Below are 17,700 nucleotides of genomic sequence, written 5' to 3' on the forward strand. Positions count from 1 at the left end.
CTCATGATCATGCGCGGGCCTGGAGGCCCGCGGTCCCGGAAGAGTTAAGCTGGCACTACGTATCCATCGCGTCTCGGGTCGCAGCCGCCGGTGAAGGTGCCGTCCCTGAGCGCCACGCCCTGCATGCCGCCGACCTTCATCGTCCAGTCCGGGCCCGAACTGAGATCGTGGCCACGTGAGCGCAGCTCGTCGCGCACTTGCGCATCGACGCGCGATTCCAGAAGCACGGCGCGGCCGTCATTGAGGCGCGCGCGTGGCGCCTCGATCGCCTGCTGCAAGGGCAGGCCGAAATCGACGTACTGCACCAGCGCCTGCACCTGGGTCTGCAGGATGCCGTAGCTGCCGGGCGTGCCCAGGGCCAGCACCGGCTTGCCGTCCTCGGTGACGATCGAGGGTGCGACGCAGATCGGCATGGCGTCGCCCTGCTTCACGCGGTTGGGGCTGCCCGGCGTGACGTCGGCCCAGTAGAGGAAGTTGTTGAGGCAGATGCCGGTGCCCGGCACCACCACGCCCGAGCCGAACACGCTGCCGAGGCTCTGCGTCACGCACACCATGTTGCCGTGCTTGTCGGCGATCGAGAACGAGGTGGTGTGGCCCTCGCTCGCCGGCGGCGTCCATTGCTCGGTCGGCCCGACCACCGGCTTGCCGTCGCGCACGCGCGCCCGCAGGCTCTCGACATGGCTGTCGGACAGGAGTTCGGCGAGCTTCTGTTGCGACGGAGCACTGTTGGCAATACGCACACCCGCCGCGATCCGGATCGCGCGCAGCACAGTGTCGATATGCTCGGTGCCGTTGCGCGGCAGTTTGCCAAGGTCGAAGCCTTCAAGGATGCGCAAGGTCAGCAGATACTGGAATGCCTCGCAGGGCGGCGGCGGCACGTGGATGGTGCGGCCGCGATAGGTCGCGGCCACCGGATCGATCCAATGCGCCTTGAAGTCCATGAGGTCGTCCATGGTCAGCGTGCCGCCAAGCTCGGCCAGCCGCTCGACGACTTTCTTGCCCAGCGCCCCGCCATACATCAGCGCCGGACCTTCGGCCGCCAGGGCTTCCAGAGTCTTGGCGAGATTGGGTTGCTTCAATACCGCGCCCAGAGCCGGCTGTCCGCCGCTGATGCCCTCGAGATAGGTGCGCGACCATTCGGGATAGAGCTTGTCCTTGCCGCGCAGTTCGTAGGTGACGCCGCCGATTTCCTCGACATTGAACTCGATCAGGCCAAAGCCATCGCGCGCGACGGCGATCGCTGGAGCGAACAGCTCGGGCAATTTCTTGGTGCCGTAGGTGCTCACCATCTCGCACCAGCCGGCGAGGTTGCCCGGCGAGCCCACGGGAATGGGACCGCGCAGGATCTGCTCACGGCTGTTGAGCTTCTCCAGCGGGAACTTGCGCGGGATCAGGCTCATGAAATTGAGCGAGCGCACGCGCCGCTCCGAGGCGATGTAGCAGGTCGCCATGCCCATGCCGGCCAGGCCCGACATGTACGGCTCGACCACGTTCAGGGTCGCTGCGGTCGCCGCCGCCGCGTCGAAGGCGTTGCCGCCGTTGCCGAGGATGCGCGCGCCCGCGGCGGCGGCCAGCGGATGGGCGGCCGCCACCATGCCGTGCCGCGATGCGATTGTCGGACGCTTGCCATGCTGCAACATCTGCTCTCCCCCAAAAGGCATGCCGGCCCAAAGGCGCGCGATCGTGCCTGCTCTGCCGCGTCACGACCAGCAACAATTGCGCCCAAGCGCCAGCCGGAGGACAATCGAGCCATGCAGCGAGATCGGCAGCGAGATGGGCGTAGACTTGAATTCGGCTGGTTCCTGCCGACGGCCGGCGACACCACCGCGTACGGCCTGGCGAGCGCGCAGGTAGCGTCGTCACTGCCGCTGTTCGACCGCGTCGTCGCGGCAGCCGAGGCGGCAGGCTTCGAATACATGCTGGTGCCGGTGCAGACCGCGTGCTGGGAGGCCTGGATCTCGAGCGCGATGATGGTGGCGCGCTCCAAGTCGATCCGCATGCTGGTGGCGGCGCGGCCGTCCTATATCAACCCCGTCCTGCTGGCCAAGATGATCGCGACCTTCGACCAGCTCTCGGGCGGCCGCATCTGCATCAACCTGATCGCGGGCCAGAGCGAGGCGGAGAACGAGTCCGAAGGCATCAAGTGGGGCAAGGAAGAGCGCTACGAGATCATGGACGAGGAGGTCTCGATCCTGAAGGCGCTGTGGACCGCGCGCGCCCCGCTCACCTACGACGGCAAGTTCTATCAGCTCAAGGGCGCGCAGATCCGCCCGCATCCGCTGCAGCAGCCGTATCCTCGCTTCTATCTCGGCGGCGGCTCGCAGCAGGCCTGGGAGATCTCGGCCAAGCACTCCGACGTGCACCTGTTCTGGGGCGACACCTACGAGCGCATCCGCACGAACATGGCGGTAATCCGCGGCATGGCGGCCAGGCACGGCCGCGAGAACGACATCGGCTTCGGCATGCGCCTGCAGATCGTCTGCCGCCAGACCGAGAAGGAGGCCTGGGAGTTCGCCCACGAGCTGGTCGGCCATGCCAGTGAAGCCCAGAAGGCGTTCGTGAAGGAACGCTTCGCGACCTCCGAGGCCAACCGCCGGGTGCGTGAGCTCGCGGCCCAGGGCGAGGTCATCGAGCGCAACCTGTGGACCGGCATCACCCAGGTGCGGCCGGGCGCGGGCATCGCCATCGTCGGCACGCCCGAGCAGTGCGCCGAGACCCTGCAGGACTTCATCGATCTCGGCTGCCACTCCTTCTGTCTCTCGGGCTATCTGCATGACGAGGAGGCCGAGCGCTTCGGCAAGTGGGTGATGCCGATCCTGCGCGAACGCAATCGCGAGCGCATGCTGGCGGCGTGAGAGTCAGTCCTGGGCGTTCGGCGGGTCCCATTTGGACAAGGCGAGCCACCAGAGACACACGATGGGGCCGAAAAAGAACACGCCGATGCTGCCTGCGATCCAGCCGATGGCGGGTGCCTTGCCGGCACGCCGACAAAGTCGGGACAGAGGGTAACCCCAAGGGATGATCGAGGTGATGATGATGCCGAGGACGACAATCACATGCACCAGCTGAAGCTCGCCCATGGTCTTTCTCCCATGTCGGTTCTGGTTTGAAGACGAGACGGAGAGGCTGAGCGTTACAGGGCATCCTGCTATGCTTGCGGCCTGATGCCGCCCGCCGCGCTTCCCGACTTCAGCGCCCGTCAGCTCGAAGCGGTCCTTGCGCTGGTCGAGTATGGCAGCTTCGTTGCCGCCGCTGCCCGCCTGCGCATTTCCCAGCCGGCGCTGACCCGGGCGGTCAAGCGGCTGGAAACCGAGCTCGGCGTGCGCCTGTTTGATCGCACGACGCGTCGCGTGCAGGTCACCGCCGCCGGCCGCGAGTTCGCCGCGGTCGCCGAGCGCATGCTGGCCGATCTCGGCATCACCGTGCAGAGCGTCCGGGAAGTGGCGCAGGAGCGGCGCGGCCTGGTCGTGCTGTCGAGCGTCATGTCGGTGGCGGGGGCGTTCCTGCCGCGCCTGATCGCCGCCTACCGCGCCGACCGGCCGGGCGTGGAGATCCATGTCCGGGAAAGCGTCCATGGCTCCGTGATGGAGGACGTGCGAAGCGGCGTCGCCGATTTCGGCCTGGGCTATGTCGACGAACTGCCCGACTTCGCCGTCGGCACGCCGCTCGGCCGCGAGACCTTCTGTGTCGTGACCTCGGCGCGCCACAAGTTCGCCAACCGCCGCAAGCTCGGCCTGTCCGATCTTGCCGACCAGCCGATCGTGGCGCTGCCCACCGATTCGCGCACCCGGCGCACCATCGACGCCGCGGCGGCGATGGCGGGCGTGCCGCTGCGCCAGATGGTGGTGGTGACCCAGATCGCCACCCTGCTCGGCCTGGTCGCGGCCGATGTCGGCGTCGGCATCGTCCCGCGCGGCGCCGTGCCCGCCGGCCGCAACCTGCGCGCCGTGCCGCTCGAGCCGCGGCTGGTACGGCGCATCGGCGTGATCGCGCTGCGCGAGCGCGAACCGACACCCGCCGCCGCGGGCTTCCTGGCCCTGCTGCGACGGGAGTGGCCACTGCAGAATTGATGCGCCGATCGCAATAATCCTGTCTATCAAGTTGATGTTGGCATAAGGGCCGGCAGCGCTATGCTGGCCCCTTCGGAGGAACCACGTGCAGCTCACTTCGCGGACCTATGACGCGGACAACATCGCCGCGGTCCAGGAGCTCTATCACTCGAACGGCTGGACCGACGGCCTGCCCATCGTGCCGCCGACCGCCGACGCAGTGCAGGCCTGCCTCGACTGGGCGATGATGTCGCCCGACCAGCTGATCGGCATCGAGCCGGTGCGCGGCCTTGCGGTTACCGCCGAAAAGCTCGCCATCAACGCCGTGATGGCAGGCTGCCTGCCCATGCACTTCCCGGTCGTGCTCACTGCCTGGACGGCCATGATGCAGGACGATTTCCTGATGCATGGCGCCACCGCCAGCACCGGCGGCTGCGCCGTGCTGGTGGTGCTGAACGGGCCGATTCGGCTCGAGCTCGGCGCCAGCGGCGGTTTCAACGCGCTGGGCAACAGCGATCGCGCGACGGCCGTGATCGGTCGAGCCATCCGTCTCTGCCTGATCAACCTGATGGATGTGCGGCCGGGCGCCATCGATCGTTCGACCCTAGGCCACCCCGGCAAATTCAGCTACTGCGTGGCCGAGGACGAGGAGGACACGACCTGGCTGTCGCTCGCCGAGCAGCGCGGCATCCCGAAGGAGGCGTCGGCCGTCACGGTTATGGCGGCGGGCGCGCCGCGCCAGATCATGAACGAGTGGACGACCAGGCCCGAAGAAATCCTGGAGACCTTCGCGGCCGAGATGCGCGCCAACCTGCGGCACTATTCTATCCATCCCGGCAACTACGCGCTGATCATTCCCAAGCAGCTGCGCGAGCATCTGCAGGCGGCGAAGTGGAGCAAGACCGACATCGCCACCTTCGTCCATGAGCGCGCCCGCATCCATCGCCGCGAATGGGCCGAGGTCGGCAAGGGCGCCGTGGTGCGCGACCGCGGCGACAGCGTCTATCCGGCGATGGAATCGGCGGACCAGCTCCTGGTCGTCGCCGCCGGCGGGCCCGCGGGCGGCTTCGGCGCCATCATTCCCCCCTGGCTCGGCAACAAGAGCCATGCCGTCACCATGGCGATCGGCGCCTGCGTCGACTGCGAGCCGCCGAAGAAATAGCAGAGGTAGACCATGACGTTCCGTGTCCTCGACCCCACGCCGGAAAAGGCGCCGCCGGCCGGCCAGCTCGCACCGCGGCTTGCCACGCTCGAAGGCAAGACCATCGGCTTTATCTCTAACGGCAAGGAAGGCACGAAGGGCTTCTTCGGCCATCTCGACCGCCTGCTGCGCGAGGAGCATGGCGTGGCCAAGGTGGTGATGCGCACCAAGTCGAACTACAGCGCACCGGCCGACGCCCACATCGTCGTCGAGATCAAGAGCTGGGACGCGGTGATCTCCGGCATTGGGGATTGAGGAAGCTGTTCATCGTGCAGTCTGCACGACTCCGTAACGGCTGAACGTCTCCTGGTTCCCGCCTTCAGCGTCATGACCGAGCGCTTCGCGAGCGCCGCCGAGTTGATGAGCCGCGTCCTGGGCATGCCCGGATACTCCTTTGCCAAGATCGGCCATCCGGTCAGTAGCGCGACGGATGCAGGCCTGGAAGCAATGGCGCGGCTTGCCATCAAGCAGGGCAAGGCGATGCTGGTGAAGGCGTAAAATCCGTCATCCCGACCGGAGCCGAGCGTAGCGAGGCGTAGCGGAGGGACCTGTTTGTTGATGCGTCGACAAGAAAGGTCTCTCGACTACGCCGCCCTTCGGGCGGCTCCGCTCGGGACGACGGGAAAATGCGAGAGCCCCGCAATAGGAACCTGTCCCGCAGCCCCTGCGTTGGTTACGCAGAAGAACAGGGAGTTCACATGAGACCGCTCGTCATTTTTGGCGCAATGCTGATCGCCATCGGGATCGCCGGCCTCATTATCGACAACATTTCCTTCACCGAGAAGAAGGTCATCGTCGACGCCGGCCCACTCAAGGTCACGGCCGACCAGCAGCGCACGATTCCCATCCCCAGCATCGCAGGCGTAATCGCGATCGTTGCCGGCGCCGGCATGATCTTCTTCGGGCGCCAAGCTCGGACCTAAACACAGCCCGGACCTGACGTTGCCGATGACGCGTCGCTGACAGAGCGGCGGACAGTAAGGGCGCTGTCACGTCGCCGGGTGTTCCATGGCTTCCTTCCACCAGGAAAGGAGGAAGCCATGCGTTCTCTTGCAACCCTTACGGTCGTCGCCCTTGCCGCGTTGACACTCGGGATTGGCGCGGGGCATGCGCAGACCAAGTCGCAGAAGCAGGCCTGCGGTGTCGAGACCTGGAACACGGAGAAGATGCACTACGAGACGATGCCGTGCTCGGGCGAGGAGCCGAGCGCCCAGGACGCCAAGTCCAACCAGGGCAAGACGAACGCCGCGAAGTGTGGCGTCGAGACCTGGAACACCGACAAGATGACCTATGAGACGACCCCGTGCACCGGCACGCAGTAGCGTTCATGATTCCTATGATTCCTCCCCCGTCATACGGGGGAGGGTAGGGAGGGGGCGAGCATCACTCGTGTTGTCGGCTGATTTCAGATCATGATCTCTTGGTAGGAGGGGCTTGCACTGATGCTCTCCCCCTCCCGGCCTCGCCCGTCTGACGGGGGAGGAGATGCTGTCAGGCTTTCCCCCACAGCCGCTTCGTCGCGAGGTCGGCGCCTTCGCGGCAGGTCTTGAGCTTGGCCCAGACGACCTCTTCGGCGACCAACTCGGAGCCGGCGAAGGTGCCGAAGCCGCAGTCGCAGGAGGCGACGACGCGGCTGCGGTCGCCGACTGCGTCGACTGCCTCGCAGATGCGGTTGGCCACGACCTCGGGATGCTCGACGAAATTCGTCTTGGTATCGATGACGCCGGGCAGCAGCAGGAACTCGGGCGGCAGCTTCGCCCGCTTCAGCGCCGGATACTCGTGCTGGTGGCGCGGGTTGGCGAACTCGATCGACAATGCGCCGACTTTCGCCTGGGTCAGCACCGGCAGGATGTCGGCCAACGGCACGTCGTGGATATGCGGCCCATCGTAGTTGCCCCAGCAGCAATGCAGGCGAACCCGTTCGCGTGCGATGTTGGCCAGCGCCTCGTTGAGGGCGGCAACGTGCATCTCGGCGATCTTGATGAATTCGGGCACACTCTTGTCCTGGAACAGCACCGTGCGCTCCAGCGCAAGATCGGGCGCGTCGATCTGCAGGATGAAGTCGCGTGCGATCAGCTCGTATTCCTTGGCGATCTCGCGCGACAGGGCGAAGACATAGGCTTCATAGCTGTCGTAATGGGCGTTCAGCAGCGTCGTGGCGATGATGCCGGGAGACGCCGCCGTCATGAACGTCCCGACTGGCGGCGACGGCAGCTTGTCGAGCGCGGCGCGGAACATGCGGCACTCGTCCTCGGCCGGCGCGAGATCCTCGTAGCGGACCTCGGCGATCGCCTGGGGCGCGTTCGAGACCTTGGCGCGCCGGGGATAGCGATGGGGAAGCTGCGCCAGCAGAGTCGGGAAGTCCGTATAGTCGCGCGGCCGCGGCCGCTTGGACTCGCCGCCGAAGCCCCGCATGCGCTGCGCCACGTAGGTCTGGAAGCCGACCCGCGGCTGCTCGCCGTCGTTCACGATGTCGACGCCGCTCGCCACCTGCTTGTCGACGACGTAGCGTACCGCGCGTTCGCTTTGCTGCCTGAGCTCGTCGCGATCGATGGCCTCGCCATCCTCGCCGCGGATCAAGAGGTCGGTCAGCACCGCATTGCGCGGCAGGCTGCCGACATGGGTGGTGAGGATTCGGTCGTCGCTGCGCAGCATGGGTCTTCCTCCTGGCTTTGTCTTTTACGGCGTCGCGGCGATGCACTGCACTTCGAGCAGAAGGCCGGGGATCATGAGCGCCGCCACGCCGATCGTCGCACTGGTGTAAGAAGTCCGGGTCAGGATCTTCTTGCGGGTGGCGACATAGCCTGACCCGTTGGTCGACAGGTCGACGATGAAGCTCGTCATCTGCAGTATTTGATCGAGATCCGAACCGGCGGCCCGCAGCACCTTCTGGATGTTGCGGTAGGTCTCCTGGGTCTGCGTCTCGATGTCGTTGCCGACGACCTTCCCATCCGGGTCGAGCGCCGAGATGCCGGACAGATAGAGCACATCCTTGAAGCGTACGCAGTTGGTGAAGCCGAACGGCTCATACGCCAGCACGCCGGAGGCCTGGATGACCTGTTTCACGGACGTCTCCTCTCGTAGTCGGGAAGACTTTTAACCCAGCGGCCAAGTGAACCGGATATTGTTCTTCGCAATTCCGTCGAGCACGACCTGCACGCCGCCCGACTTCATCATCCATTCCAACCGGTGGTCACGGTACTCGCGACGGATCGCGCCTGACACCAGGCGCCCGGCCGCGTCGCCCATGCGCTCGGTGGCCGCCTCGAACTCGCGGAAGGTCGCGGCGACCGAGGGCCGCTCGCGGATGCGGGCGCGCCAGGTTGCCAGCGGCGAATCGGTTGGCGTGCCAAGGCCGTAGTGGAAGGAGCGGTTGACGTAGGGCGCGACGCTGAGATCGGCCCAGCCGAAGCTGTCGCCATTGAACCACTGCGCCGCGCCGAGCTTTTCCGTCAGCCAGGCCTGCAGCTCGGCGGTCTGGCGGGCGGCGATAGCCGTCATCTGTTCGGCCTGCTCGCCCTCGGCGCGCCTGAACCAGCGGATCTCGCTCAGGCCCCAGTTGATCGCCTCGTAGAGCGTGTCGCAGACCTCCTCGATCATGCGCGCCTTGGCGCGCGCCGCAGGATCGCGCGGCAGCAGAGGCGGGGAGGGGAACTTGTCCTCGAGGTATTCGAGGATGATGGTCGAATCGAAGATCTGCACGTCGCCGTCGATCAGCGCCGGTACTTCGTTGCGCGGACTTGCCGCTGCGAACCGACCCTCGGCCTTGCCCGAGCCCAGTGCCGGCGGCGTCTCGGCATTGAAGTCGAGGCCCTTCTCGCGCAGGGCGATCTTGACCTTCTGGGCGTAGGACGAGAGCGGGTGTTCGTAGAGCAGCAGCACGGGATTCCTCCCTGGCTAGAGCGAAATCCAATCATATCGAACCGCGCGCGGTTCGATATGATTGGATTTGCGCGCACTGGCGATGCTTGTTGCAAGAAGCACAATCCGCCCAGCTGATTCCAGCTGGGCAGATTGTGCTTTAGGGCAACTCCAGCCTGACGCAGACGGCGGCGCTGGCAATCACCGCCGGATCGTTGTTCTCGGGATCGGGCACGTCGAGCCCGCCCTTGACCGCCTTCACCGTGACGATGCCGTGCGGCAGCGAGGCGCGCACTTTCTCGAGGTCGACCTTGTCGGGCTGCTGCACGCCGATCGTGACATCGACGAACATGCCGGTCTTGGGATTGACCTTGAGGCTGCGGATCATGGCGAGCGAGCTGTGATGCAAGGCGTCCTGCACGGCGCGCAGGGCCGCCTTGGTGTAGTCGCCGCCATGCAGGTCGTTGCCGGTGCCGAGCTCGAGGATGACGCGTTTTGCGGGCATCGTGGCCTCCCTTACAGATCGAGCCGGACGACGGCGGCTGCCTGGGCGATCACCGTCTTGTCCGTGCCGGCTTCATTGGGGATTTCCAGTCCGCCTTCGACCACCTTGATCGTGCCGGTGCCGTGCGGCAGCACCGCTAAAACCTCGTTCTTGTCGACCAGCTCGGGCTTCGGGACTCCGATCAGCACCTCGACCTGCATGTCGTCGCTCGACTTGCCGACCGCCGTCGCGACGGTCAGCGAGTTGTGCCACAGCGCATCACGCAAGGCGCGCACCGCGGCCTTGGTGTAGTCGCCGCCGCGGATGTCGGTCCCCATGCCGATCTCGAGCGCTACTCGTTTGAGCGCCATGACGTTTCCTCCTTCAAAATCCGCTAACCCTGCGCCAGTCCCGCCTTGATGAGCAGCGGCTTCACCTCGACATAGTACTTCTCGGCGAAGGCGCGGTACTCGGCCGGGTTCTTGTACCACGGCAGCTGGAGGAACTGTTCCAGGTACGCGTTGACCTTCGGCTCGCCCATCGCCTCCTTGAAGGCGAGGTAGATCGACTCGACGACTTCCGGCGGCATGCCCTTGGGACCGACGATACCATACGGGCTCTGACCCACGACGTTGATGCCGCGCTCGATCAGGGTCGGCGTGTCCTTGTACTTGGCGATGCGTTGCTCGGTCGCCATCCCGAGGATGCGGCACTGGCCGTTGTCGACGAACGGCGCCCATTGCGCGGCGTCGGCGAGGAAGTGCACCTGGTCGCTGAGCAGGGCCTGCATCCATTCTGCACCGCCCTTGTATGGCACGTGGGTGAACTGCGCGCCGGTCGCCTGCTCGACCTCGATCATCATGAGCTGGCCGGTGCCGCCGATGCCCGAGGTGCCGAAATTGTACTTCTCGGGCTCCTTCTTGCCGGCGGCGATCAGCTCCTCGAGCGCCTGCCAGGGCGCCGTCGATTTCACGACGATGCCCATGGTGTAGCCGGAAAGCCCGCTGATGTAGGTGAAGTCCTTCAGCGGATCCCAGTTGGTCTTCTGGTAGTGCGGATAGCGCAGGCTGTTGATGCTCATGCAGGCAAGCGTCTGGCCGTCCGGCTTGGCGTTGAGCAGCATGGCGGGCGCCAGCGTGCCGGCGGCGCCGGCCTTGATGTCGACGATGACCTGCTGGCCCAACACCTTCGACACGGTCTCGCCCAGCATGCGGATATGCACGTCGGTGACGCCGCCCGCGGCGAAGGGATTGTAGATCGTGATCGGCTTCTCCGGCTTCCAGCGTGCCTGGCCGCGCGCCAGCACGGGTGCGGCGAGGGCCGTGGTGCCCGCAAGGGCGGCGAAATGGCGACGCGTAAGCACGATCTTCCTCCCTGGACTTTGTCGCACAGCAAGACGGCCGCACGTGGCGGCCGTCTCCTATGCTTACAGTCGAAATGAAGCAGCGTTAAGCTACCTCTTTCGCATGGCGTCCAGGCTCCATGGGCCGGGTCCGGCGGCCGCCAGATAGAGGAAGACGAAGCAATAGAGCACCGCGAGTTCGCCGCGGTTGAGGATCGGGAAGAAGCCTTGCGGCGCGTGCGCCATGAAGTAGGCGACCGCCGTCATGCCGGAGGCCACGAACGCGGCCGGTCGGCTGAACAGCCCGATGATCAGAAGGATGCCGCAGACGAATTCGATGAAGCCGGCATAACCCGGCATCGAGTTCAGGTTGAACGTTGGCGGAACCGCTCCTGCCGGGAACTTGAGGAGCTTGCCGGTCCCGTGCTGCAGCAGGAGCAGGCCGGACATGATTCGCAGGATGCTGAGCAGGCGCGGTGACCAGGTTACCGCGAGGGCATCGAGATTCATTTGTATCTCCGAGACTTTTTGCGATCCGCTACTCATGACCCCGTCTCGATGGGCAGACAAGTAAAGCTCACGCGATTGGCGTCGGCGGTCCCGACGGATGCGACGGCGGCGGCGGCAGGTCTTCTGGTGTCGGTCCGCCGGGCTGCGGCAACTCGGGCGGGATCGGATCGGTCTTGCCCGGCGGCGGTGGCACAGGCGATGGCTCGCGCGGCGGTCTCGTCATGTCGCTCTCCCTGATAAAGGAATGCCCGCCGGCTGGCGGGCATTCCCTCATGGTCAGGACCAGGCCCTATTCATCCATCTGCTGAGGGTTCGGTTTCTGGGCCGGCTGCTGGTTGGGCTGTTGGTTCGGCTGCTGCCGATTCTGACGCTGCTGCTGCTGGCGCTGTTGGCGCTCACGCTGCTGCTGGTCACGGTCCTGTTGGGACTGCTGCGGATTGCGGTCCTTGGGATCGTTCATCGCTAGCCCTCCATGGCGTTATGACGACGCCCGGGATTGAGCGCCGTCACCTCAGGAACGCACCCCCGACGCAACGGGTTGCCCGTGGTCTCGTTCACCTGGGGCAGCCCGACCCACAAGATATGGAGACGTGCAATGAGCAGAAAATCTGCACTTGCCGTGCTCGTGGCGTCCTGCGCCGTGCTGCCGGCAACCGCTTGGGCCGCGTCGGAGGCCGACTGCGCGGCGCAGTGAAAGAGCGCCGGCGGCAACACGGCAAGACCATCAAGGTCGCCATCGACTTCGAGGGCGACGTCGTCAGCCAGTAGGAGCCCGATCATGCAAACCATCACGCGCGTCTATGACACGTATGGCCAGGCCCGCTACGTCGTGGCCGATCTCGAGACGTCCGGCATCAAGAGCTCGGACATCAACCTGATCGCCAACAAGTACATCTGCGACGAGACTGCCCGCATCGAGGAGCCGTCGGCCGCAGGGCCGAGCGCCGGTGTCGGCGCGGCGCTGGGCGGCACGGCAGGTCTCCTGGCCGGGCTCGGCATCATTGCCATTCCTGGCCTCGGTCCCGTGGTCGCGGCTGGCGCGCTGGCGGCGACGGCGATCGGCGCCGCGGCCGGTGCGGTGACCGGCGGCGTGGTCGGTGCGCTGGTGAGCGCGGGCGTGCCGGAAGAGGAGGCGCATGTCTACTGCGAAGCCGTGCGCCGCGGCGGCACCCTGGTCAGCGTGCGCACGGCCGACGACAACGTGGCCTTCGTGCAGCAGATCATGAACCGCCATCGACCGATCGATCCGATCGAGCGGCGCAGCGCCTATCGCGGCCAGGGCTGGACGCGGTTCGATCCGGCGGCCAGGCCCTACCGGCCCAGCGAGGCCGAGATCCAGCGGTTGCGCACGCCGTATCAGAATTAGAGTCTTCCGGACCGCCGGCCGGAAGAGCATGAACTCAGTTCTCTGGCACCTTGCCGATGCGCTCGACCGCGACCTTGAGCCTCGCGGCGTCGCGGTCGAGGAAGGTCTTGAACTGCGGCGCGTCAAGATAGGCGATCGGCGTCTCGACCTTGTCCATCGCCTCCTTGAATTCGGGATCCTCGACGGTGCGCTTCACCAGCTCGCGCAGCGCCGTCATCACCGGCTGCGGCGTGGCGGCCGGCGCGAACAGGCCCGACCAGATGTAGAAGGTGGCGTCGTAGCCCAGCTCCTTCATGCTGGGCACGTCGGGCATCGCCGCCAGGCGCTTGTCGCCCCACACCGCGAGCGCGCGCATCTTGCCGGCCTTGATCTGGCCGATCGCCGGCGCAGGCCCCGAGGCCAGCGCATCGATCTGTCCGGCGAGCAGCGCGGCCACGGCCGGGCCGCCGCCCTGATAGGGGATATGGAACAGCTTTATGTCGGCCGCCTGGGCGAAGATCTCCATCGCCACATGCAGCGTGCCGTACACGCCGGAGGAGCCGTAGTTGATCGTGCCGGGCTTGGCCTTGGCCGCGTCGACAAGGTCCTTCAGCGTCTTGTAGGGACCGTCGGCGCGCACGACCAGCACCGTCGGGTCGGCGCTGATCAGGGCGACGGGCGCGAACTGGTCGAGCTCGTAGGCCGGCGGCCGTCCCTGCAGGCGATCGGCCACCGGCAGCACGGAGATCGACGACAGCGCCAGCAGCAGCGTGTAGCCATCGGGCGCGGCCCGTGCGGCCTGCGCGGCGCCCACCGAGCCGCCGGCGCCAGGCTTGTTCACCACCACGACCGATTGCTTGGCCAAACGGCCCATCACATGGGCGAGTGGCCGGGCGGTGATGTCGGCCACGCCGCCCGGCGGGAAGGGCACGAAGATCTGGACCGGCTTGGACGGATAGGCCTCCTGCGCCAGGGCAGGCCGTACCGCCGGCAGCATCAGGCCTGCGGCAACGAGCGTTCGCCGCTTCATCGTTCCCTCCCTTTGTTTTAGCTCCTTACTTCGCGCCGGCTTTGGCGGCCCCTGCCTTCGTTCCGGGATAGGTGGCCGTGAAGCCGAACTCGGTCGTGAGCGCGTCGGGCATCGCCACCTTGTCGAGGTCGGAGAGGCCGGCGCCCTTGGCGGGCTTCAGTCCCAGAACCAGCGAACCCTTGGGCGCCTTCCAGTCGGTGATGAAGGAGGCCACGGCGTCGAGCGACTTCAAGGTGTCCGGTCCCTGTTGCGCGGCGAAGGCGGCAAGGCCGGTCAGCGCCGTCTGCACGAATTCCTCGGGCTGCACGCCTTCTTCCTTTGCCCATGCCGGCAGGAGCTTGGCCAGCAGGCCGGTGTCGTCGACGGTGAGCGAGGCGGTGCGCAGGCGAGCGTCGTCCTTGGCCCCGGCCATGTCGCTGACGCCGTCCACCGCCAGCGACAGCACGAACTTGGCTTGGCCGCGCATGGCGATCTCCAGCGTCTTGAGGTCGAGCACCTTGGTCGCTGGATCGATGGTGTAGTCGAGCGCGATGTCGAGCGGCACGTTGGGCACGCCGTAAGGCTGCAGAGCGGTGAACATCTCGTCGTCGCCGGTCATGCCTTCGAGCTTGAGCTTGGCGAAGCGCGGCGCGTCGTTGTCCTTGGCGTCCTTCTTGAGGCGATCGAAGTCGAGCGCGTCGACCGTCACCTTCTGGATCTTGACCGTGCTCTCCTTGTCGCCCGTCGCGGCATTGGCGGGAATGACGGCGACGACGTCGTTCAGCACGAAGCCTGCGCTGCCGAGCGGAGCGGCGTTGGCGTAAGTGAAGCTCTTGAACTCGAACTGCGGCTTCAGCTCCTTCTCGAAGCGCTCCAGCCCGTTCTGCGCCCACGCCGTGGTCGCCAGCAACAACGCCACAAGCGTCGCCGCCACGCCCGCCCAGATCGCCCGCATGAAAAAACCCCCGTCAGTTATTGGTCGACCCTAGCATTGTCGGCGTACAGCGGCGACTCGCGATCGCGCTATTCGGCGGCGCGACCGGCGTCGGTCGAGATCGCGGATTGCCGCTCGAAGCGCTCGTGGGCCATCAGCACCAGTCCGAAGGTCACGACGAGGATGCAGACGGTGGTGAAGTACTGAGCATAGCCCTGAGCAATGACGCCAACTTCCGGTTCCATCATGCCAATGCCCTGGGCAGACACCATCGCCGCCCGCACCAGCCGGGCGACGGCGATGCCGGCGAGCGCCAGGGCCGCGATCGGCCGGCTGCGCAGGCCGTCGAGCTGGCGGCCGCGCCATGTCTCCCAGGACGCCAGCGACGCCAGGATGCAGACGAACAAGGAGAAGACGATCGATTGCGCCCGCGCCACCGGGGCGACCTGCCAAGCCAGCGTGAACAGGGCGGCGAACAGGATCAATATGGTCGCGACGATCACCCCCATCAGCTCGGCGGTCACCGAGGGATCGTTGAAGCGGCGCATGCTCATCCACATGGTGGCGAAGCCCGCCACGAACAGCCCGTCGCCGATCAGGATGAAGCGAAACGAGGCGTCCGGTTCGCGCAGGCCAAACAGGTAGGTGCCGGCGCTGCCCAGCAGCATGGCGAGCGCCCAGCCGCGCAGGCCCGGCCCTTCGCGATGATGATACCAGGTGAGCAGCGACACGCCGGCCGCGACCAGGGTGACCAGGACGGAGACGAATTGCAGCGTGGGCCCATGCAGAGGAGACACGGCGATCTTTCTAGGATGGCGTCGGCTGCGCGTCGAGCCATTGGCGCGCGGCGTGCAGCTCGCGGAAGATCTGCAACGGTCGCTTGGCGACTGCCGCCTTGGCGAAGATCAGGGCCTGGGCATAGCTCTCGTCGGACGCCGCGACGATGGCGAGCGGGCCGATCTGGCCGTGCTGGGCGTAGAACATGACGCGCTGGCCGAGCGCCTGGAGATTGTCTTCGGAGATGGCGAGCGGCGTCTGGGTGATCTCGAAGATCTTGCGATAGGCCATGCCGCCGTCGGCGGTGACGCCGGCGAAATACTGCTCGATGTCGGCCACCGTCACCGGGTCCTTGGCGACGGCCACGACCAAGCGCTGAGGATGGGAAATCGTCCAATGGACGGGCATGGGCTGAAACTACCATCGCGGCCGCGGGACGGCCATTACAACCCCCTTCCGGCAACTTGCCGTCGGGCCGCAACAATCGCCGCTTTCAGACGTTCGAATCGAGAACGACCGGAGGACCCGATGAACAATCGCGACGAGACAATCCGCGAGAAGCTTCTGGACCGTCTGGCGACGCTGGGGGTGGATGCCCGCAGCCTCGCCGTGGAAGTCGAACGGGGCATGGTCATTGCCCGCGGGTCGGTGCCCGACGAGGAGCAGCGCCGGCGGGCGATCGATGCCCTGATCGGCGCCCATGAGCTGCAGATCTCCATTCGTCCCGTGGCGCCTTCCGATAGCGACGACGGGCGCGGCCGCTCGCCGGTCACCGGCACGTCGGCCGAATCGGCGCATCACAGCCGGCGCCAGACCGATCCGACTTGAGCCCGCGTCGCGGGTGACGGCATAGTCCCTCCCCTTGGGGGAGTACTATGCGCATCCGCGTCGTTGTTGCCGTCATCCTGGGCCTGCTGTTGGGTGAGCCCGCGGCGGCCCAGATTCTGCCCATCCCGCCGGGGTGGCAGATGGAGCGGGCGATCCTGCTGTCGCGGCACGGCGTGCGTGCGCCGGTCAAGTCCAACGAGGAAATGGACCAGCATGTCGCCACGCCGTGGCCGGTGTGGCCGGTGCCGCCGGGCTTCCTGACACCGCATGGCGCCGAACTGATGCGCCTGATGGGTCGCTATTACCGCGTGCTCTATGGCGGGCGCGGCCTGATGGAGGCGTCGATCTGCCCGCCGGCCAACACGGTCGCGGCATGGACCGATATCGACCAGCGCACGCGGCTCACGGGTGCCGCACTGCTGAACGGCATGTATCCCGGATGCGCCAATCCGCTGCTGCGCAACCAGGACGATCCGACCGTTCCTGATCCCCTGTTCCATCCGCAGCCGACGCCCGCCTGTCCGATGGATCCCGCGGCCAACCGCGCCGCCGTCCTCGCGCGCATCGGTGGCAACTTCGATTCAGTGCTGCGTGAATACGCTCCCCAGCTCAAGAAGATGCAGGCCGTTCTTTGCCCGCCCGGCCAGACGTCGGCCAGCCGCTCCTGTGGCCTGCCGGCGGAGCCGCCGGCGGTCGTGGCTGGGACGGACGGCCGGGTGCGAGTCTCCGGGCCGATCGGCATCGGCGCGTCGGCCGCCGAGACCTTCCTGATGGAAAGCGCCCAGGGCCTGCCCAACGCGCAGGTGGCGTGGGGCCGCCTGTCGGGCGATGCCGAGCTGGCGGACCTGCTCGAGATCCACCGGCTCGAGTTCGACCTGGCGCAGAAGACGCTGCCGGTCGCCCGCCAGCACGGTTCCAACCTGATGGCGCAGATCGTCGCCAGCCTGCAGAACGGCCACAAGTTCCCGGGGCTGCAGGCGCTCGCCGAGCCGGTGCGGCTCGGCGTGCTGGTAGGGCACGACACCAACATCGCCAACGTGTCGCGCCTGCTCAATGTCGGATGGCGGATCCCGGGCTTCCAGGCCAACGAGGTGGTGCCGGGCGGCGCGCTTGCCTTCGAGCTGCTGCGCGCGCCGCGCACCGGGCAGCGTTATGTGCGCATCGCCTACTACGCGCAGACGCTGGAGCAGATGCGCAAGGCGACCGTGCTCGACTTCGAGCGTCCGCCCGGCATGGTCGCGGTCGACCTGCCGGCCTGCGCCGGCGATCTCGTCGAGAGGGCCTGTCCGCTCGAGCGCTTCGTGGCGATCGCCAACGAGGCGATCGATCCGGCCTGCGTGACGATCAAGCCCTGACGGGA

At 66.6% G+C, this 17,700-nt stretch carries 25 protein-coding genes; 10 read left to right on the forward strand and 15 right to left on the reverse strand.

Annotated features, from left to right (window positions below; all coding sequences use genetic code 11):
- Window positions 1-44: 44 nt before the first annotated feature.
- Window positions 45-1,640, reverse strand: a complete 1,596-nt coding sequence (locus tag RSO01_RS41315; protein ID WP_147156447.1) for a gamma-glutamyltransferase family protein — start codon at window positions 1,638-1,640, stop codon at window positions 45-47.
- Window positions 1,641-1,751: 111 nt separating this feature from the next.
- Between RSO01_RS41315 and RSO01_RS41320 the strand changes: the two genes are divergently transcribed.
- On the forward strand, window positions 1,752-2,855 hold the full coding sequence (locus RSO01_RS41320) for an LLM class flavin-dependent oxidoreductase (RefSeq protein ID WP_147156448.1): 1,104 nt from the start codon (window positions 1,752-1,754) through the stop codon (window positions 2,853-2,855).
- A gap of 3 nt (window positions 2,856-2,858) precedes the next feature.
- Here RSO01_RS41320 and RSO01_RS41325 read toward each other — a convergent pair whose 3' ends face one another.
- Window positions 2,859-3,080: a hypothetical protein gene (locus RSO01_RS41325; protein WP_147156449.1), complete on the reverse strand. Its 222-nt coding sequence runs from the start codon at window positions 3,078-3,080 to the stop codon at window positions 2,859-2,861.
- Between the two features lie 84 nt (window positions 3,081-3,164).
- On the opposite strand from RSO01_RS41325, the gene RSO01_RS41330 reads away from it, so the two are divergent.
- The 5 genes from RSO01_RS41330 to RSO01_RS41350 all read left to right on the forward strand — a co-directional run bounded on the left by RSO01_RS41330 (window position 3,165) and on the right by RSO01_RS41350 (window position 6,572).
- Window positions 3,165-4,070, forward strand: a complete 906-nt coding sequence (locus RSO01_RS41330; RefSeq protein ID WP_147156450.1) for a LysR family transcriptional regulator — start codon at window positions 3,165-3,167, stop codon at window positions 4,068-4,070.
- Window positions 4,071-4,155: 85 nt separating this feature from the next.
- Window positions 4,156-5,211 (forward strand): hypothetical protein, encoded by a 1,056-nt coding sequence (locus RSO01_RS41335; RefSeq protein ID WP_147156451.1) that lies wholly within the window; start codon window positions 4,156-4,158, stop codon window positions 5,209-5,211.
- Window positions 5,212-5,223: 12 nt separating this feature from the next.
- Window positions 5,224-5,748: a UGSC family (seleno)protein gene (locus tag RSO01_RS49650; protein WP_281291616.1), complete on the forward strand. Its 525-nt coding sequence runs from the start codon at window positions 5,224-5,226 to the stop codon at window positions 5,746-5,748.
- A 227-nt stretch (window positions 5,749-5,975) separates the two neighbouring features.
- Entirely contained in the window at window positions 5,976-6,173 is a 198-nt protein-coding gene (locus RSO01_RS41345; RefSeq protein ID WP_170303758.1) for a hypothetical protein, read from the forward strand.
- A gap of 117 nt (window positions 6,174-6,290) precedes the next feature.
- Entirely contained in the window at window positions 6,291-6,572 is a 282-nt protein-coding gene (locus RSO01_RS41350) for a hypothetical protein (RefSeq protein ID WP_147156454.1), read from the forward strand.
- A gap of 169 nt (window positions 6,573-6,741) precedes the next feature.
- Here RSO01_RS41350 and RSO01_RS41355 read toward each other — a convergent pair whose 3' ends face one another.
- From RSO01_RS41355 to RSO01_RS47990, 8 genes are all read right to left on the reverse strand, one after another.
- Window positions 6,742-7,905: a cobalamin-independent methionine synthase II family protein gene (locus RSO01_RS41355; protein ID WP_147156455.1), complete on the reverse strand. Its 1,164-nt coding sequence runs from the start codon at window positions 7,903-7,905 to the stop codon at window positions 6,742-6,744.
- Window positions 7,906-7,929: 24 nt separating this feature from the next.
- Window positions 7,930-8,316, reverse strand: a complete 387-nt coding sequence (locus tag RSO01_RS41360; RefSeq protein WP_147156456.1) for a RidA family protein — start codon at window positions 8,314-8,316, stop codon at window positions 7,930-7,932.
- Window positions 8,317-8,346: 30 nt separating this feature from the next.
- A complete protein-coding gene (locus RSO01_RS41365) occupies window positions 8,347-9,132 on the reverse strand; it encodes a glutathione S-transferase family protein (RefSeq protein ID WP_147156457.1) in 786 nt (261 codons plus the stop codon).
- Window positions 9,133-9,271: 139 nt separating this feature from the next.
- The gene (locus RSO01_RS41370) at window positions 9,272-9,616 is read right to left on the reverse strand and encodes a Lin0512 family protein (protein WP_147156458.1); all 345 of its coding nucleotides are present in this window, start codon (window positions 9,614-9,616) and stop codon (window positions 9,272-9,274) included.
- An 11-nt stretch (window positions 9,617-9,627) separates the two neighbouring features.
- Window positions 9,628-9,966, reverse strand: a complete 339-nt coding sequence (locus RSO01_RS41375) for a Lin0512 family protein (RefSeq protein ID WP_147156459.1) — start codon at window positions 9,964-9,966, stop codon at window positions 9,628-9,630.
- 23 nt (window positions 9,967-9,989) lie between these two features.
- On the reverse strand, window positions 9,990-10,958 hold the full coding sequence (locus RSO01_RS41380) for a tripartite tricarboxylate transporter substrate binding protein (RefSeq protein ID WP_147156460.1): 969 nt from the start codon (window positions 10,956-10,958) through the stop codon (window positions 9,990-9,992).
- A 90-nt stretch (window positions 10,959-11,048) separates the two neighbouring features.
- Window positions 11,049-11,447, reverse strand: a complete 399-nt coding sequence (locus RSO01_RS41385) for a DoxX family protein (RefSeq protein WP_147156461.1) — start codon at window positions 11,445-11,447, stop codon at window positions 11,049-11,051.
- A 67-nt stretch (window positions 11,448-11,514) separates the two neighbouring features.
- Complete coding sequence (locus RSO01_RS47990; protein WP_170303759.1) at window positions 11,515-11,670, reverse strand: hypothetical protein; 156 nt, start codon at window positions 11,668-11,670, stop codon at window positions 11,515-11,517.
- Window positions 11,671-11,691: 21 nt separating this feature from the next.
- Between RSO01_RS47990 and RSO01_RS41390 the strand changes: the two genes are divergently transcribed.
- A complete protein-coding gene (locus RSO01_RS41390; RefSeq protein WP_147156462.1) occupies window positions 11,692-11,913 on the forward strand; it encodes a hypothetical protein in 222 nt (73 codons plus the stop codon).
- On the opposite strand, the gene RSO01_RS41395 is transcribed toward RSO01_RS41390, so the two are convergent.
- Window positions 11,910-12,227, reverse strand: a complete 318-nt coding sequence (locus tag RSO01_RS41395) for a hypothetical protein (protein WP_147156463.1) — start codon at window positions 12,225-12,227, stop codon at window positions 11,910-11,912. The two genes, RSO01_RS41390 and RSO01_RS41395, sit on opposite strands and share 4 nt — an antisense overlap.
- Between RSO01_RS41395 and RSO01_RS41400 the strand changes: the two genes are divergently transcribed.
- Complete coding sequence (locus RSO01_RS41400; protein WP_147156464.1) at window positions 12,226-12,813, forward strand: hypothetical protein; 588 nt, start codon at window positions 12,226-12,228, stop codon at window positions 12,811-12,813. The two genes, RSO01_RS41395 and RSO01_RS41400, sit on opposite strands and share 2 nt — an antisense overlap.
- A 34-nt stretch (window positions 12,814-12,847) precedes the next feature.
- On the opposite strand, the gene RSO01_RS41405 is transcribed toward RSO01_RS41400, so the two are convergent.
- The 4 genes from RSO01_RS41405 to RSO01_RS41420 all read right to left on the reverse strand — a co-directional run bounded on the left by RSO01_RS41405 (window position 12,848) and on the right by RSO01_RS41420 (window position 15,920).
- Window positions 12,848-13,822, reverse strand: a complete 975-nt coding sequence (locus RSO01_RS41405; RefSeq protein ID WP_147156465.1) for a Bug family tripartite tricarboxylate transporter substrate binding protein — start codon at window positions 13,820-13,822, stop codon at window positions 12,848-12,850.
- A 25-nt stretch (window positions 13,823-13,847) separates the two neighbouring features.
- Complete coding sequence (locus RSO01_RS41410; protein WP_147156466.1) at window positions 13,848-14,756, reverse strand: aq_1923 C-terminal domain; 909 nt, start codon at window positions 14,754-14,756, stop codon at window positions 13,848-13,850.
- Between the two features lie 68 nt (window positions 14,757-14,824).
- A complete protein-coding gene (locus tag RSO01_RS41415) occupies window positions 14,825-15,532 on the reverse strand; it encodes a hypothetical protein (RefSeq protein WP_147156467.1) in 708 nt (235 codons plus the stop codon).
- A gap of 10 nt (window positions 15,533-15,542) precedes the next feature.
- The gene (locus RSO01_RS41420; protein ID WP_170303760.1) at window positions 15,543-15,920 is read right to left on the reverse strand and encodes a hypothetical protein; all 378 of its coding nucleotides are present in this window, start codon (window positions 15,918-15,920) and stop codon (window positions 15,543-15,545) included.
- 120 nt (window positions 15,921-16,040) lie between these two features.
- On the opposite strand from RSO01_RS41420, the gene RSO01_RS41425 reads away from it, so the two are divergent.
- Both RSO01_RS41425 and RSO01_RS41430 read left to right on the forward strand, forming a co-directional pair.
- Entirely contained in the window at window positions 16,041-16,340 is a 300-nt protein-coding gene (locus tag RSO01_RS41425; protein WP_170303761.1) for a BON domain-containing protein, read from the forward strand.
- A gap of 47 nt (window positions 16,341-16,387) precedes the next feature.
- Entirely contained in the window at window positions 16,388-17,695 is a 1,308-nt protein-coding gene (locus RSO01_RS41430) for a histidine-type phosphatase (RefSeq protein WP_147156470.1), read from the forward strand.
- Window positions 17,696-17,700: the final 5 nt, after the last annotated feature.

Origin of the sequence: Reyranella soli, assembly GCF_007992495.1 — a bacterium.
GTDB lineage: Bacteria > Pseudomonadota > Alphaproteobacteria > Reyranellales > Reyranellaceae > Reyranella > Reyranella soli.